General features: G+C 60.6%; 24 protein-coding genes. 1 reads left to right on the plus strand and 23 read right to left on the minus strand.

Annotated features, from left to right (window positions below; genetic code table 11):
* Nucleotides 1-13: 13 nt before the first annotated feature.
* The 23 genes from rplR to recQ form a co-directional block, all read right to left on the minus strand.
* The gene (rplR, locus tag G3N64_RS09775) at nucleotides 14-379 is read right to left on the minus strand and encodes a 50S ribosomal protein L18 (protein WP_006477183.1); all 366 of its coding nucleotides are present in this window, start codon (nucleotides 377-379) and stop codon (nucleotides 14-16) included.
* Nucleotides 380-391: 12 nt separating this feature from the next.
* Entirely contained in the window at nucleotides 392-922 is a 531-nt protein-coding gene (gene rplF / locus G3N64_RS09780; RefSeq protein ID WP_006758786.1) for a 50S ribosomal protein L6, read from the minus strand.
* A gap of 18 nt (nucleotides 923-940) precedes the next feature.
* Nucleotides 941-1336, minus strand: coding sequence for a 30S ribosomal protein S8 (gene rpsH, locus G3N64_RS09785; RefSeq protein ID WP_011350677.1), 396 nt, complete (start codon nucleotides 1334-1336; stop codon nucleotides 941-943).
* A gap of 14 nt (nucleotides 1337-1350) precedes the next feature.
* Entirely contained in the window at nucleotides 1351-1656 is a 306-nt protein-coding gene (rpsN, locus tag G3N64_RS09790; protein ID WP_006482884.1) for a 30S ribosomal protein S14, read from the minus strand.
* Between the two features lie 7 nt (nucleotides 1657-1663).
* A complete protein-coding gene (gene rplE, locus G3N64_RS09795; protein WP_006477186.1) occupies nucleotides 1664-2203 on the minus strand; it encodes a 50S ribosomal protein L5 in 540 nt (179 codons plus the stop codon).
* Between the two features lie 16 nt (nucleotides 2204-2219).
* On the minus strand, nucleotides 2220-2528 hold the full coding sequence (rplX, locus tag G3N64_RS09800; protein ID WP_006477187.1) for a 50S ribosomal protein L24: 309 nt from the start codon (nucleotides 2526-2528) through the stop codon (nucleotides 2220-2222).
* A gap of 9 nt (nucleotides 2529-2537) precedes the next feature.
* Nucleotides 2538-2906, minus strand: coding sequence for a 50S ribosomal protein L14 (gene rplN, locus G3N64_RS09805; RefSeq protein ID WP_006482918.1), 369 nt, complete (start codon nucleotides 2904-2906; stop codon nucleotides 2538-2540).
* Nucleotides 2907-3215: 309 nt separating this feature from the next.
* Nucleotides 3216-3488 (minus strand): 30S ribosomal protein S17, encoded by a 273-nt coding sequence (gene rpsQ, locus G3N64_RS09810; RefSeq protein ID WP_006477189.1) that lies wholly within the window; start codon nucleotides 3486-3488, stop codon nucleotides 3216-3218.
* Nucleotides 3485-3679, minus strand: coding sequence for a 50S ribosomal protein L29 (gene rpmC / locus G3N64_RS09815; RefSeq protein ID WP_006400652.1), 195 nt, complete (start codon nucleotides 3677-3679; stop codon nucleotides 3485-3487). The genes rpsQ and rpmC overlap by 4 nt, the downstream gene beginning before the upstream one ends.
* A gap of 9 nt (nucleotides 3680-3688) precedes the next feature.
* The gene (gene rplP, locus G3N64_RS09820; RefSeq protein WP_006482873.1) at nucleotides 3689-4105 is read right to left on the minus strand and encodes a 50S ribosomal protein L16; all 417 of its coding nucleotides are present in this window, start codon (nucleotides 4103-4105) and stop codon (nucleotides 3689-3691) included.
* Nucleotides 4106-4107: 2 nt separating this feature from the next.
* Nucleotides 4108-4908: a 30S ribosomal protein S3 gene (gene rpsC / locus G3N64_RS09825; RefSeq protein WP_006482899.1), complete on the minus strand. Its 801-nt coding sequence runs from the start codon at nucleotides 4906-4908 to the stop codon at nucleotides 4108-4110.
* 11 nt (nucleotides 4909-4919) lie between these two features.
* Entirely contained in the window at nucleotides 4920-5249 is a 330-nt protein-coding gene (rplV, locus tag G3N64_RS09830) for a 50S ribosomal protein L22 (RefSeq protein WP_004199272.1), read from the minus strand.
* 12 nt (nucleotides 5250-5261) lie between these two features.
* Complete coding sequence (rpsS, locus tag G3N64_RS09835) at nucleotides 5262-5537, minus strand: 30S ribosomal protein S19 (protein ID WP_004199273.1); 276 nt, start codon at nucleotides 5535-5537, stop codon at nucleotides 5262-5264.
* Nucleotides 5538-5547: 10 nt separating this feature from the next.
* Nucleotides 5548-6375, minus strand: a complete 828-nt coding sequence (gene rplB / locus G3N64_RS09840) for a 50S ribosomal protein L2 (RefSeq protein ID WP_006482900.1) — start codon at nucleotides 6373-6375, stop codon at nucleotides 5548-5550.
* Between the two features lie 2 nt (nucleotides 6376-6377).
* Nucleotides 6378-6692, minus strand: coding sequence for a 50S ribosomal protein L23 (gene rplW / locus G3N64_RS09845; RefSeq protein ID WP_004199275.1), 315 nt, complete (start codon nucleotides 6690-6692; stop codon nucleotides 6378-6380).
* Nucleotides 6689-7309, minus strand: coding sequence for a 50S ribosomal protein L4 (gene rplD, locus G3N64_RS09850; RefSeq protein WP_011350675.1), 621 nt, complete (start codon nucleotides 7307-7309; stop codon nucleotides 6689-6691). Before rplD ends, rplW begins: the two co-directional genes overlap by 4 nt.
* Nucleotides 7309-7959 carry a 50S ribosomal protein L3 gene (gene rplC / locus G3N64_RS09855; protein WP_006482922.1) on the minus strand — a complete coding sequence of 217 codons (651 nt, stop codon included), beginning with the start codon at nucleotides 7957-7959 and terminating at the stop codon, nucleotides 7309-7311. Before rplC ends, rplD begins: the two co-directional genes overlap by 1 nt.
* Nucleotides 7960-8136: 177 nt before the next feature.
* Nucleotides 8137-8448 (minus strand): 30S ribosomal protein S10, encoded by a 312-nt coding sequence (rpsJ, locus tag G3N64_RS09860; RefSeq protein ID WP_004199280.1) that lies wholly within the window; start codon nucleotides 8446-8448, stop codon nucleotides 8137-8139.
* A gap of 286 nt (nucleotides 8449-8734) precedes the next feature.
* Nucleotides 8735-9925, minus strand: coding sequence for an elongation factor Tu (tuf, locus tag G3N64_RS09865; protein WP_011350666.1), 1191 nt, complete (start codon nucleotides 9923-9925; stop codon nucleotides 8735-8737).
* Between the two features lie 39 nt (nucleotides 9926-9964).
* Nucleotides 9965-12067, minus strand: a complete 2103-nt coding sequence (gene fusA, locus G3N64_RS09870; protein ID WP_205783643.1) for an elongation factor G — start codon at nucleotides 12065-12067, stop codon at nucleotides 9965-9967.
* A gap of 123 nt (nucleotides 12068-12190) precedes the next feature.
* Nucleotides 12191-12661, minus strand: coding sequence for a 30S ribosomal protein S7 (gene rpsG, locus G3N64_RS09875; protein WP_006477195.1), 471 nt, complete (start codon nucleotides 12659-12661; stop codon nucleotides 12191-12193).
* A 172-nt stretch (nucleotides 12662-12833) separates the two neighbouring features.
* A complete protein-coding gene (rpsL, locus tag G3N64_RS09880) occupies nucleotides 12834-13214 on the minus strand; it encodes a 30S ribosomal protein S12 (protein ID WP_006400662.1) in 381 nt (126 codons plus the stop codon).
* Nucleotides 13215-13441: 227 nt separating this feature from the next.
* Nucleotides 13442-15289: a DNA helicase RecQ gene (recQ, locus tag G3N64_RS09885; RefSeq protein ID WP_089424299.1), complete on the minus strand. Its 1848-nt coding sequence runs from the start codon at nucleotides 15287-15289 to the stop codon at nucleotides 13442-13444.
* A gap of 109 nt (nucleotides 15290-15398) precedes the next feature.
* Here recQ and G3N64_RS40170 point away from each other — a divergent pair, with 109 nt between their 5' ends.
* Nucleotides 15399-15530, plus strand: coding sequence for a hypothetical protein (locus G3N64_RS40170; protein ID WP_277399100.1), 132 nt, complete (start codon nucleotides 15399-15401; stop codon nucleotides 15528-15530).
* The last annotated feature ends 5 nt before the right edge of the window (nucleotides 15531-15535 follow it).

Below are 15535 nucleotides of genomic sequence, written 5' to 3' on the forward strand. Positions count from 1 at the left end.
ACGAATTCCTTCCTTAGAACTTGAGCCCAGCTTCGCGAGCTGCCTCAGCCAGCGCCTTGACGCGGCCGTGGTAGCGGAAGCCCGAGCGGTCGAAGGCGACGGATTCGATGCCGGCAGCCTTTGCCTTCTCGGCAATACGCTTGCCGATCAGCGTCGCGGCATTAACGTTGCCGCCCTTGCCCGACTTGTCGGCCAGTTCAGCGCGCACTTCAGCTTCGAGCGTCGACGCGCTGGCGAGCACCTTGGTGCCGCAGGGCGAGAACACTTGAGCGTAGATGTGCGTGTTCGTGCGATGCACGGCGAGACGCGCGACCTGCAGCTCAGCGATCTTGATACGCGTCTGGCGAGCGCGGCGCAGGCGAGATTGAGTCTTATCCATGATTGCGCACCCTTACTTCTTCTTCGTTTCTTTGAGGATCACAACCTCGTCGGAATAGCGCACGCCCTTGCCCTTGTACGGCTCCGGCGGACGGTAACCGCGGACTTCCGCAGCCACTTGACCGACTTGTTGCTTGTTGATCCCCTTGATCACGATTTCGGTTTGCGTCGGGGTTTCTGCCTTGACGCCTTCCGGCATCTGGTGCACCACGGGGTGCGAGAAACCCAGCGACAGGTTCAGCTTGTCGCCTTGCGCTTGCGCACGATAACCGACGCCAACCAGCGTCAGCTTGCGCTCGAAACCCTTGGTCACGCCGTGCACGGCATTCGCGATGATCGCGCGCATCGTGCCCGACAGTGCATTTGCTTCGCGGCTTTCGTCCACCGGCGACAGGTTCAGCGTGCCGTCGTTGTTCGCCACGTTCACGAGCGGATTGATCGCTTGCGTGATGGTGCCCAGCGGGCCCTTGACGGTGATTGCACCGTCGGCCAGCTTGACTTCCGCGCCTTGCAGCGCGATCGGGCTCTTACCTACTCGAGACATGTTTCTCTCTCCTCGGCTTTAAGCGACGTAGCAGATGACTTCGCCGCCGACGCCGGTAGCGCGCGCCTTGCGGTCGGTCATCACGCCCTTCGGCGTCGACACGATTGCCACACCGAGGCCGTTCATGACCTGCGGAATGTCGTTACGGCCGCGGTACACGCGCAGGCCAGGCTTCGACACGCGTTCGATGCGTTCGATGACCGGACGGCCAGCGTAGTACTTCAGCGCGATATTCAGTTCGGACTTCGCACCTTCCGCCTTCACGGCGAAATCGTCGATATAGCCTTCGTCCTTCAGGACTTGCGCGATTGCAACCTTGACTTTCGACGAGGGCATCGACACCGATACCTTCTCGACCATCTGCCCGTTGCGGATGCGAGTCAGCATATCGGCGATAGGATCACTCATGCTCATTTACGTTTCTCCTATTACCAGCTCGCCTTGGTCAGGCCAGGAATCTCGCCACGGAATGCGATTTCACGAATCTTGTTACGCGCGAGGCCGAATTTACGGAACGTGCCACGCGGACGGCCCGTGATCGCGCAGCGGTTACGCTGGCGGGTCGGGTTTGCGTTGCGGGGCAGTTGCTGCAGCTCAAGGCGTGCTTCGTAGCGCTCTTCTTCCGACTTGCTTTGGTCTTCGACGATCGCCTTCAGCGCTTCGCGCTTTGCTGCGAACTTCGCGACCAGGCGGGCGCGCTTCTTTTCACGTTCGATCAGTGCCAGTTTAGCCACGGTAACCTCAGTTTCTGAACGGGAACTTGAAGCTGGCGAGCAGTGCCTTTGCTTCGTCGTCGGTCTTCGCAGTCGTCGTGATGCTGATGTTCAGCCCACGCAGTGCGTCGATCTTGTCGTAGTCGATTTCGGGGAAAATGATCTGCTCTTTCACACCGATGTTGTAGTTGCCACGGCCATCGAAAGCACGACCCGACACGCCGCGGAAGTCACGCACGCGGGGCAGGGCAACCGTCACGAAACGGTCGAGGAATTCGTACATTGCTTGGCCACGCAGCGTCACCATCGCGCCGATCGGGTAACCCTGGCGGATCTTGAAGCCTGCGATTGCCTTGCGTGCCTTCGTCACGACCGGCTTCTGACCAGCGATCTTCGTGAGGTCGCCAACGGCGTTCTCGATGATCTTCTTGTCAGCGATCGCTTCGCCAAGACCCATGTTCAGCGTGATCTTGGTGATGCGCGGCACTTCCATGACCGACTTGTAACCGAACTTCTCGATCAGGCCGGGCACAACCTTTTCTTTGTAAAACTCTTGAAAACGAGCCATTTTTTACTCCGCTGCGTCAGGCGCTCAGTACGGCACCGGTCGTCTTCAGGAAGCGAACCTTCTTGCCTTCCTCGACCTTGATGCCAACACGCGACGCCTTGCCATTCGCGTCGACCAGTGCGACGTTCGAAATATGCAGGGGCATCGTCTTCGCTTCCACGCCACCCGTCGTACCCTTCATCGGGTTCGGCTTCACATGCTTCTTGACGAGGTTGATACCTTCAACCGTCACATGCTCTGCACCGACAGCCAGCACGACGCCGCGCTTGCCCTTGTCCTTGCCAGTGACGACGATGACTTCGTCACCTTTGCGAATCTTGTTCATCGCGACTCCTTACAGCACTTCCGGCGCCAGCGAAACGATCTTCATGAATCGTTCGCTACGCAGCTCACGCGTCACCGGCCCGAAGATACGGGTGCCGATCGGCTCGAGCTTGTTATTCAAAAGCACAGCGGCGTTGCCGTCGAACTTGATCAGCGAGCCGTCTTGACGGCGCACGCCCTTGGCGGTGCGGACCACCACGGCGTTGTAAATTTCGCCTTTCTTCACGCGCCCGCGCGGCGTTGCCTCTTTGACGCTCACCTTGATGATGTCGCCAATGCCGGCATAACGACGCTTCGAGCCGCCGAGCACCTTGATGCACAGAACTTCACGTGCACCCGTGTTGTCGGCTACTTCGAGCCGAGATTCGGTCTGGATCATGGTTTGTCTTTCCCAACTTAATCCGGATGCACCACCATGATGCATTCGGTCAGTCTTGGTCCCGTCAGCCAATCGGCTGCTTGGGTTGGAACAGCAGCGACGGCAAACGAAACCCGCCATCGCAATTCGGTGAATCTTTCGGACAGGCAGGCGCCAGTCCGCTTCCCCCACCAACTTCGCCCGCGACGGGGCTCCCATAAAGAGGGAAGACCAGGATTATAACAAATAATCCTGGTCACGCAAGCAAATACTTTGCGATTTCAAGCACTTCGCGGAGAAGTGCCTGTTACTGCCTACTGCACTGCCCGCTTAGATGACGCGAGCTGCTTCGACGAGGCGCGACACCGTCCAGGCCTTCGTCTTCGAAACAGGACGCGTTTCCTGGATTTCGACGAGATCGCCTTCGTTGTAGGTGTTCGCTTCATCGTGCGCGTGGTACTTCTTCGAGCGCACGACATACTTGCCGTAGATCGGGTGCTTGACGCGGTGCTCGATCAGCACGGTGACGGTCTTGTCCATCTTGTTGCTGACGACCCGACCGACCAGCGTCCGCTTCAGCGAGGTTTTCACGCTATCGTTCATTTCTGGTTCGCCTTCTGAGTCATGACGGTCCGCACACGTGCGATGTCGCGACGAACCTTCTTCAACTGGCTCGTGTTCGTGAGCTGCTGGGTCGCGAGTTGCATGCGCAGGCCGAATTGCGCCTTCAGCAGGTCCGCCAGCTCCTTGTTGAGCGCGGCCTGGTCTTTCTGGAGAAGTTCGGAAGCCTTCATATTTTCTCCTTAGGCGCCGAGCTGGCGCACGATGAACGCCGTCTTCAGCGGCAGCTTGGCTGCAGCCAGACGGAACGCTTCGCGTGCCAGTTCTTCGGTTACGCCGTCCATTTCATAGAGCATCTTGCCCGGCTGAATCTCGGCGACGTAGTACTCCGGGTTACCCTTACCGTTACCCATACGCACTTCGGCCGGCTTCTGCGAAATCGGCTTGTCCGGGAAGATCCGGATCCAGATGCGGCCGCCACGCTTGATGTGACGCGTCATTGCACGACGCGCCGCTTCAATCTGGCGTGCGGTCAAACGACCGCGACCGATAGCCTTCAGGCCGAATTCACCGAACGACACTGCGTTGCCGCGCGTCGCCTTGCCGGTGTTACGACCCTTCTGCTCTTTACGATACTTTCTGCGTTTCGGTTGCAGCATCGTTATTCTCCAGTCTTGCCGTCTTCGGGCTTGCCGGCGCCACGGCGCGGTGCGCCACGACGAGCACCCGGAGCGCCGCCTTCGCCGTCACGGCGCGGACGACGGTCGCCCGGACGCGCATTGCGACGCGGACGCTTGTCTTCGGCTACTTCTTCCACCACCGGTGCGTCGTTGCGGCCGAGCGTGTCGCCCTTGTAAACCCACACCTTGACGCCGATGATCCCGTAGGTCGTCTTCGCTTCCGAGGTCGCGTAGTCGATATCAGCACGCAGCGTGTGAAGGGGCACGCGACCTTCGCGATACCACTCCGTACGAGCGATTTCGATACCGTTCAGACGGCCCGCGCTCATGATCTTGATGCCCTGGGCACCCAGACGCATCGCGTTCTGCATCGCACGCTTCATCGCGCGACGGAACATGATCCGGCGCTCGAGCTGTTGCGTGATCGAGTCAGCGATCAGCTGAGCATCGGTTTCCGGCTTGCGGATTTCTTCGATGTTGACGTGAACCGGCACGCCCATGCGGCGTTGCAGTTCCGTCTTCAGCTGCTCGATATCCTCGCCCTTCTTGCCGATGACCACGCCCGGACGCGAGCTGTAAATCGTGATGCGCGCGTTCTTCGCCGGACGCTCGATGACGACCCGACCGACCGAAGCGTTCTTCAGCTTCTTCTTCAGGTATTCACGAACACCGATGTCTTCCTGCAGCATCGCCGCGAAATTGTTGTTGTTCGCGTACCAACGCGAAGCCCAATTGCGGCTGACAGCCAGGCGGAAGCCAGTCGGATGAATTTTCTGTCCCATCGTATGGCTCCTTAATTCCCGACCGTCACAGTGATGTGACAGGATTGCTTCTCGATGCGGTTACCGCGGCCCTTGGCGCGCGCGGTGAAACGCTTGAGCGATGCAGCCTTGTCGACGTAGATGCTCTTGATCTTGAGCTCGTCGATATCGGCGCCTTCGTTGTGCTCCGCATTCGCGATTGCCGACAGCACAACCTTCTTCACGATGCCAGCCGCCTTCTTCGGCGAGAACGTCAGAACGTTCAGCGCCTTGTCGACCGGCAAACCGCGGATCTGGTCAGCCACAAGGCGCGTTTTTTGCGCCGAGATGCGGGCACCGCGATGAATTGCTTTCACTTCCATCTTGATTGCCCCTTATTTCTTGGCCTTCTTGTCGGCTGCGTGACCCTTGAACGTACGGGTCAGTGCGAACTCGCCAAGCTTGTGGCCGACCATGTTTTCCGAGATGTACACCGGAACGTGTTGACGGCCGTTGTGAACAGCGATCGTCAGGCCGATGAAATCCGGCAGAATCGTCGAGCGACGCGACCAGGTCTTGATCGGCTTTTTGTCGCGCGAAGCTGCAGCCGCCTCAACTTTCTTCAGCAAATGGGCGTCGCAGAACGGACCTTTTTTAACAGAACGTGCCATTGCCTACTCCTTAACGCTTGTGACGGCGCTGGACGATCATCGTCGTCGTGCGCTTGTTGCTACGGGTGCGATAACCCTTAGCCGGCGTACCCCACGGGCTAACCGGATCGCGACCTGCAGCCGTCTTGCCCTCACCACCACCGTGCGGGTGATCAACCGGGTTCATCGCAACGCCACGCACCGTCGGGCGGATACCGCGCCAGCGGTTCGCGCCAGCCTTGCCGATCTGGCGCAGGCTATGCTCTTCGTTGCCGACTTCACCGATCGTTGCACGGCACTCGATGTGCACGCGGCGGATTTCGCCCGAACGCAGACGAACCTGCGCGTAGACGCCTTCACGGGCGAGCAGCATGGCCGACGTACCAGCCGAACGCGCCATTTGCGCGCCCTTGCCCGGCAGCATCTCGATGCAATGGATCGTCGTACCGACCGGAATGTTGCGGATCGGCAGCGTGTTGCCTGCACGGATCGGCGCTTCCGAACCCGACATCAGCTGTTGGCCGACGGTCAGGCCCTTCGGGGCGATGATGTAGCGACGTTCGCCGTCTGCGTAGAGCACCAGCGCGATGTTCGCGCTACGGTTCGGGTCGTACTCGAGACGCTCGACCTTTGCCGGGATGCCATCCTTCGTGCGACGGAAATCGACGATACGATAGTGTTGCTTGTGACCACCACCCTTGTGACGCGTGGTGATACGGCCGTTGTTGTTACGGCCGGCGGTCGAGCTCTGCGAGTCGAGCAGTGCCGCGAACGGCTTGCCCTGGTGCAGGTTCTTGTTGACCACCTTGACCATCGCGCGGCGACCCGGCGATGTCGGCTTAACTTTAACGATTGCCATGATTACTTGGCCTCCGCTTCAAAGTTGATTTCCTGGCCGGGCTTCAGGCAAACGTACGCCTTCTTCACGTCCTTGCGGCGGCCCATCGAACGGCCAAAGCGCTTTTGCTTGCCCTTCTGAACCAGCACGTTGACGGAATCAACTTCAACCTTGAACAGCAGCTCGACAGCCGCCTTCACTTCCTGCTTCGTGGCATCCGGTGCGACTTCGAACACGACTTGCTCGTTCTTGTCGGCAACCAGCGTCGCCTTTTCCGAGATCACCGGCGCGAGCAGGACCTGCATCAAACGATGATCGTTCTTGCGAATCTCGCTCATGACAGCAACTCCTCGATCTGGGCGACCGCAGCCTTCGTGACCAGCACTTTCTTGAAGTAGATCAGCGACAGCGGGTCAGCGTAGCGCGGCTCGACAATCGCCACGTGCGGCAGGTTGCGCGAAGCCAGGTACAGGTTCTCGTCGACCGTATCCGTAATGATCAGCACGGAGTCGAGACCCATGGTCTTGAATTTTTCGGCCAGCAGCTTGGTCTTCGGCGCTTCGAGGATGATGTCCTCGACGACCGACAGACGGCCTTCACGGGCCAGCTGCGAGAAGATCGAGCAGAGACCTGCGCGATGCATCTTCTTGTTGACCTTGTGCGAGAAGTTTTCTTCCGGCGAATTCGGGAAGATACGACCACCGCCACGCCACAACGGGCTCGACGACATACCGGCACGAGCGCGGCCCGTACCCTTCTGGCGCCACGGCTTCTTGGTCGTGTGCTTGACTTGCTCACGGTCCTTCTGTGCGCGGTTACCTTGGCGAGCATTCGCCTGGTAAGCGACGACGACCTGGTGGATCAGCGCTTCGTTGTAGTCACGACCGAACACGACGTCCGATGCGTTGACCACTGCACCTTCCTGACCATTTTCGTTCAGGAGCTTGAGTTCCATTATTTCGCCCCCTTGGTCTTGACGGCCGGCGTCACGAAGACCTTGCCGCCCTTCGCGCCCGGAATCGCACCCTTCACGAGCAGCAGCTTGCGCTCTGCGTCGATACGAGCGATTTCGAGGTTCTGCACCGTCACCGTCACGTCACCCATGTGACCCGTCATGCGTTTACCCGGGAAAACACGACCCGGATCCTGCGCCATACCGATCGAGCCCGGCACGTTGTGCGAGCGCGAGTTACCGTGCGTCGCACGGCCGGAGGAGAAGTTGTAACGCTTGATCGTACCGGCGTAGCCCTTACCGATCGACACGCCTTGCACGTCGACCTTCTGGCCCACTTCGAAAAGATCAGCACCGACCACGGCGCCATTCGACAGCTCTGCTGCCTTGGCCGCGTCAATGCGGAATTCCTTGAGGATTTCACCGGCTTCGACACCGGCTTTGGCGAGATGACCTGCCAGCGGCTTCGTCACGCGCGAGGCACGACGGGAGCCGAATGCAACCTGCACGGCCGTGTAGCCGTCGGTTTCAACAGTCTTGATCTGCGTCACGCGGTTGTCCGACACGTCCAGCACGGTGACGGGAATCGAATCCCCTTCCGCCGTGAAGATACGGGTCATGCCAACCTTGCGACCTACGAGTCCAAGGCTCATCATTTTCTCCATTCCCGACTGCGATTGGTCGGGGCTGATTTACAAAATGCCGGGCACGCAAGGCCCAACTTTTTTACGCGAATACGCGAAAAGCCAAGCATTATAGCCCGACCTCTCGTTTTCCGCAAGCAATCAAAGACTTAGCGCCGCACGGCAAGCCGATCGGCGCTGGAAGCCTTACTGCAGCTTGATTTCCACGTCGACGCCAGCCGGCAGGTCGAGCTTCATCAGCGCGTCAACCGTCTTGTCGGTCGGATCGACGATGTCCATCAGGCGCTGGTGGGTACGGATTTCGAGCTGATCGCGCGACGTCTTGTTGACGTGCGGCGAACGCAGGATGTCAAAACGCTGAATGCGCGTCGGCAGCGGCACCGGGCCACGGACGATTGCGCCAGTCCGCTTCGCGGTATCGACGATTTCGGCAGCCGATTGATCGATCAGACGATAGTCGAAAGCCTTCAGGCGAATGCGGATTTTCTGTTGCTGCATGACTATTCCTTGAAAGAGCGAGGCGATGTTGCATCGCCGGACACTAAAAGAACGTGAAACATGACGTCTGCGGGGTGCGAGACATCAGGCTCCGGACGGTACTTCCACTGCTAAGCCCGCGATTCTACACGAAATTCTGAAGCGATGGTGCGAGTTTCTCACCCCGCGCTTCGGCGTGACGGAAAAACAAAACCGGGTGCCAGCGCAAGCTGGACACCCGGTTTCGACGGTACGGACTACATACCGCGGAATCGCGGACCCCGTCGGGATCCGCGGATCGTCGATATTACTCGATGATCTTGGCGACGACGCCGGCGCCGACCGTACGGCCGCCTTCGCGGATTGCGAAGCGCAGACCTTCTTCCATCGCGATCGGAGCGATCAGCTTCACCGTGATCGACACGTTGTCGCCCGGCATCACCATTTCCTTGTCCTTCGGCAGCTCGATCGAGCCCGTCACGTCCGTCGTACGGAAGTAGAACTGCGGACGGTAGTTGTTGAAGAACGGCGTGTGACGGCCGCCTTCGTCCTTGCTCAGTACGTACACTTCAGCCGTGAAGTGCGTGTGCGGCGTGATCGAACCCGGCTTCGCCAGAACCTGGCCACGCTCCACGTCTTCACGCTTCGTGCCGCGCAGCAGGATACCAACGTTGTCGCCTGCCTGACCTTGGTCCAGCAGCTTGCGGAACATTTCAACGCCCGTGCAGGTCGTCTTCACCGTCGGCTTGATACCGACGATTTCGATTTCTTCGCCGACCTTCACGATGCCGCGCTCGACACGACCCGTCACCACCGTACCACGGCCCGAGATCGAGAACACGTCTTCCACCGGCATCAGGAACGCGCCGTCAACTGCACGCTCCGGCGTCGGGATGTACGTGTCCAGCGCGTCGGCCAGGCTCATGATCGCCACTTCGCCCAGCTCGCCCGTGTCGCCTTCCAGCGCCAGCTTTGCCGAACCCTTCACGATCGGCGTGTCGTCGCCCGGGAAGTCGTACTTCGACAGGAGTTCGCGAACTTCCATCTCGACCAGCTCGAGCAGTTCAGCGTCGTCCACCATGTCGCACTTGTTCAGGAACACGATGATGTACGGAACGCCAACCTGACGCGCCAGCAGGATGTGCTCACGCGTTTGCGGCATCGGGCCGTCTGCTGCCGAGCAAACCAGGATCGCGCCGTCCATCTGCGCCGCGCCCGTGATCATGTTCTTCACATAGTCAGCGTGGCCCGGGCAGTCAACGTGTGCGTAGTGGCGGTTAGCCGTTTCGTACTCGACGTGTGCCGTGTTGATCGTGATGCCGCGCGCCTTTTCTTCCGGTGCCGCGTCGATCTGGTCGTATGCCTTCGCTTCGCCGCCGAACTTCTTCGTCAGAACCGTCGTGATCGCTGCCGTCAGCGTCGTCTTGCCGTGGTCAACGTGACCAATCGTACCAACGTTCACGTGCGGCTTGGTCCGCTCGAATTTACCTTTTGCCATGATTCTCTTCTTTCAAAAATAATCGATTGTGATAACGAATTACTTCGACTTCGCGCTGATGATCGCGTCAGCAACGTTGCGCGGAGCTTCAGCGTAGTGCTTGAACTCCATCGTGTACGTTGCACGACCTTGCGTCAGCGAGCGCAGCGACGTCGAATAGCCGAACATTTCCGACAGCGGCACTTCGGCGCGCACGATCTTGCCGCCGCCAACCATGTCTTCCATGCCCTGGACGATACCCCGACGGCCCGACAAGTCGCCCATCACGTTGCCCATGTAGTCTTCCGGCGTCTCGACTTCGACAGCCATCATCGGCTCGAGGACGACCGGGTTCGCCTTGCGCATTGCTTCCTTGAACGCCATCGAACCGGCCATGCGGAACGCGTTTTCGTTCGAGTCAACGTCGTGGTACGAACCGAACGTCAGGTGAACCTTCACGTCGACGACCGGGAAGCCAGCCAGCACGCCCGACTTCAGCGTGTCCTGGATACCCTTGTCGACCGCCGGGATGTATTCACGCGGAATCACACCACCCTTGATCTCGTCGAAGAACTCGTAGCCCTTGCCTTGTTCGTTCGGCTCGAGCGTGATGACTGCGTGACCGTACTGGCCGCGACCGCCCGACTGCTTGACGAACTTGCCGTCGACGTCCTTCGCCGTCGAACGGATCGTTTCGCGGTACGCAACCTGCGGCTTGCCGACGGTTGCTTCCACGCCGAATTCACGCTTCATCCGGTCGACCAGAATTTCGAGGTGGAGCTCGCCCATGCCCGAAATGATGGTCTGGCCCGACTCTTCGTCGGTCTGCACGCGGAACGACGGATCTTCCTGTGCCAGACGGTTCAGCGCCAGGCCCATCTTTTCCTGGTCAGCCTTGGTCTTCGGCTCGACAGCCTGCGAAATCACCGGCTCCGGGAACACCATGCGCTCGAGGATGATCGGGTTCGCCGGATCGCACAGCGTGTCGCCCGTGGTCGCTTCCTTCAGGCCGACCGCAGCAGCGATGTCACCTGCACGAACTTCCTTGATTTCTTCGCGCTGGTTCGCGTGCATCTGCAGAATACGACCCAGACGTTCCTTCTTGTCCTTCGTCGAGTTCAGCAGCGTGTCGCCCGAATTCACCACGCCCGAGTACACGCGGAAGAAGATCAGCTGGCCGACGAACGGGTCGGTCATGATCTTGAATGCGAGTGCCGAGAACTTCTCGTCGTCTGCTGCGCGGCGCTCTGCCGATTCGCCGTTTTCGAGTTCGCCCTTGACCGGCGGGATGTCGACCGGCGACGGCAGGAAATCGATCACGGCGTCGAGCATACGCTGCACGCCCTTGTTCTTGAACGCGGTACCGCACAGCATCGGCTGGATTTCGCACGCGATCGTACGGTCGCGCAGCGCCTTGACGATGTCGGCTTCCGGCAGATCGCCTTCTTCCAGGTACTTGTTCATCAGGTCTTCGTTGGCTTCAGCAGCCGCCTCGACCATCTTCTCGCGCCACTCCTGGCAGGTCTCTGCGAGCTCGGCCGGGATGTCGACGTAGTCGAACTTCGTGCCTTGCGACGCTTCGTCCCAAACGATCGCCTTCATCTTGATCAGATCGACGACGCCCTTGAAGTTTTCTTCCGAGCCGATCGGCACCACGACCGGAACCGGGTTCGCCTTCAGGCGCAGACGGAGCTGGTCGTAGACCTTGAAGAAGTTCGCGCCGGTACGGTCCATCTTGTTGACGAACGCGAGACGCGGCACCTTGTACTTGTTCGCCTGGCGCCACACCGTTTCCGACTGCGGCTGCACGCCGCCCACTGCGCAGTACACCATGCACGCGCCGTCGAGCACGCGCATCGAGCGCTCGACTTCAATCGTGAAGTCGACGTGGCCCGGGGTGTCGATGATGTTGATGCGGTGTTCCGGATAGTTGCCGCCCATGCCCTTCCAGAAGGCGGTGGTAGCAGCGGACGTGATCGTAATGCCACGCTCCTGTTCCTGCTCCATCCAGTCCATCGTGGCTGCGCCGTCGTGGACTTCACCGATCTTGTGGTTCACACCGGTGTAAAACAGAATGCGCTCGGTCGTCGTCGTTTTGCCGGCGTCGATGTGAGCGCTAATACCGATATTGCGGTAGCGCTCGATAGGAGTCTTGCGAGCCACTTTGATCCTCTACTGGGATGACACGATGCAGCCCAGCTGCATCATGCTTCAACACAAACGGGCGAGGCGCCTGAAAAGCGCACCCGCCCGGAATTTATTTCCGCTAAAAGCCCAGCCAGGCGCTTAGAAACGGAAATGCGAGAACGCGCGGTTGGCTTCTGCCATGCGGTGAACTTCGTCGCGCTTCTTCATCGCGCCGCCACGGCCTTCGGCCGCTTCGGAGAGTTCACCTGCCAGGCGCAGGGCCATCGACTTCTCGCTACGCTTCTTCGCAGCCTCACGCAGCCAGCGCATCGCCAATGCCATACGACGCGACGGGCGCACTTCGACCGGAACTTGATAGTTGGCACCACCAACGCGACGGCTCTTCACTTCGACCACCGGCTTGACGTTGTTGAGCGCAACCGTGAACACTTCCAGCGGGTCCTTGCCACCCTTGGTCTGGATCTGTTCGAATGCGCCATAAACGATGCGCTCTGCGACCGACTTCTTGCCGGACAGCATCAGCATGTTCATGAACTTGGCTACATCAACGTTACCGAACTTCGGATCCGGCAACACTTCCCGCTTGGGGACTTCGCGACGACGCGGCATGATTCTTCCTTTACTTGTTCAGTTGGAGCTGGTTTCAGCTCCGCGGCCACCAACAAACCCGATCACATCTTCACGACTAACCAGCTTGGCCGGGTGACCACTTACTCGACAGCACCGGCAATCCGGCACTTCCGCCTTGACCGCCCTGCGGCGATCCCTGATCAAAAACTGCTTACTTGGCAGCCTTTGCACGCTTCGCGCCGTACTTCGAGCGCGCTTGCTTACGGTCCTTGACGCCCTGGGTATCCAGCGAGCCGCGAACCATGTGGTAACGCACACCCGGCAAGTCCTTCACACGGCCGCCGCGGATCAGCACAACCGAGTGTTCCTGCAGGTTGTGGCCTTCACCGCCGATGTACGAAATCACTTCGAAGCCGTTCGTCAGACGAACCTTGGCGACCTTACGGAGTGCCGAGTTCGGCTTCTTCGGCGTCGTCGTGTACACACGGGTGCACACGCCGCGACGCTGGGGGCAGTCCTGCAGGGCCGGGCTCTTGCTCTTCGTCGTTTCCGACTGACGGCCTTTGCGAACCAGTTGGTTGATGGTTGGCATTGTTTATTCCTGAAATTGAACAAAATCTGCGCATCGATTTCGGGCAAAGCGAGAATCGGCGCACAGTTGACTTCCGAACCGGCGAAACGGGTGCGGACTTTCGAACGCGACTCGGCCCACCGAATACCGGAACCCAGCATGATATTCCGGAAATACCAACCAAGTCAACGGCTTGCGTGATTCGCCGACCGCACGCGTGGTTTACCGGAAGGGTCGGAACGCCTGTGTCAGGCCGACTCGACGACGTCGATGATCTCGTCGCCGAAGCGTTCCAGCTTGCGCACGCCCATGCCAGGGATATGGCGCAGGTCGTCGATCGTCTCCGGCGCGTTGCGCGCGATCTCCGCGAGCGTCGCGTCGTGGAAGATCACGTAGGCCGGCACGCCGTCCGTCTTCGCGGTTTCCGCACGCCATGCGCGCAGCGCATCCCACCGAGCGCGCTCACGCGTGCCCATGCCGGCGGTCGGATCGACACGCGTGCCGCTGCGGCTCGACGACTGGCGCGTGCGCTGCGGCTTCACGTAGCGGCGCAGCGTGACCTTCTCCTCGTTCTTCAGCACGGGCTTCGCAGCCTCGGTCAGCACGAGCGCGCCGAAGCCGCCGTGATCGACGGCCAGGTAGCCGTACGCGACGAGCTGCCGGAAAATCGCGCGCCACTCGGGCTCCGACAGCGACGCGCCGATCCCGAACGTCGTGAGCTGGTCGTGGCCCCGCTGCAATACCTTCTCGGTGCGCCCGCCGCGCAGGATCTCGATCAGGTGGCTCGAGCCGAAATTGAAGCCGCTTGCGCGCTGCGCGCGGAACACGCACGACAGCGCCATCTGTGCCTCACGCGTGGCGTCCCACGACGCTGGCGGCTCGAGACACGTGTCGCAGTTGCCGCACGGCTTGCTCTCCTCGCCGAAGTAGTTCAGCAGCCGAACGCGGCGGCACGAGATCGTCTCGCACAGACCGAGCAGCGCGTCGAGCTTCGACGTCTGGACGCGCTTGTGCGCGTCGTCCGCATCGGACTCGTCGATCATCTTGCGCTGCTGGACGACGTCGCCGAGACCGTACGCCATCCACGCATTCGCGGGCATCCCGTCGCGGCCGGCGCGGCCCGTTTCCTGGTAGTAGCCTTCGACGCTCTTCGGCAGATCCAGGTGCGCGACGAAGCGCACGTCCGGCTTGTCGATGCCCATGCCGAACGCGATCGTCGCGCACATCACGATGCCTTCCTCGCGCTGGAACATCTCCTGGTGCTTCTGCCGCACCTCGAACTCCATCCCCGCGTGATACGGCAGCGCACGCACGCCTTGCGCCTTCAGCCACTCGGCCGTTTCCTCGACCTTGCGGCGCGACAGGCAATAGACGACACCCGCATCCGTCGTGCCGTCCGCATTCGTGTGTTCGGCGCGGATGAAATCGAGCAGTTGCGAACGCGCGTTGTCCTTTTCGACGATCCGGTAGCGGATGTTCGGACGATCGAAGCTCGACACGAACACGCGCGCGTCGTCGAGCGCGAGACGGTGGATGATCTCGTCGCGCGTGATCGCGTCGGCCGTGGCGGTCAGCGCAATGCGCGGCACCGACGGGAACCGCTCGTGCAGCACCGACAGCTGGATGTATTCCGGGCGGAAATCGTGCCCCCATTGCGACACGCAGTGCGCTTCGTCGATCGCGAACAGGCCGATCTTCGCGCGCTCGAGCAGGTCGAGGAAACGCCCCGTCATCAGCCGTTCCGGCGCGACGTAGAGCAGGTCGATTTCGCCTTCGCGCAGCGCGCGTTCGGTCGCCGCGGCCTCGGCGCCCGACAGCGTCGAGTTCAGGTACGCCGCGCGCACGCCCACTTCGCTCAGTGCGGCGACCTGGTCCTGCATCAGCGCGATCAGCGGCGACACGACGATGCCGGCGCCCTGCCCGGCCTCGCGCCGCAGCAGTGCCGGAATCTGGTAGCACAGCGACTTGCCGCCACCGGTCGGCATCAGCACGAGGCAATCGCCACCGCCGGCGACGTGCTCGACGATCTCGCCCTGCTGGCCGCGAAATGCGGGATAACCAAATACTTCGTCGAGGATTTCGAGGGCGCGGGACATGAATGAGGACAGGGACGGCTGAACGATGACCGCAATTTTAACAACCCGCTCGCGCGACGCGTGGCGAATCGTGCGGTTTTGGCCGATCGGTTAGGGTTCGTTCGCGCGCATGACGGGCCTGCCGCGGCTGCTCGACGTGATCGCGGCACATGCCGTGGCACCCGCGGCCATGGGACGCACCGCACGCAAGCTGCGTTGGCCCGCGGTGCGCAAGCACGTCATGCGCGTGAACGACAGATGAAAAAA

The organism is Burkholderia sp. Ac-20344 (genome assembly GCF_017104975.1).
Taxonomy (GTDB): Bacteria; Pseudomonadota; Gammaproteobacteria; order Burkholderiales; family Burkholderiaceae; genus Burkholderia.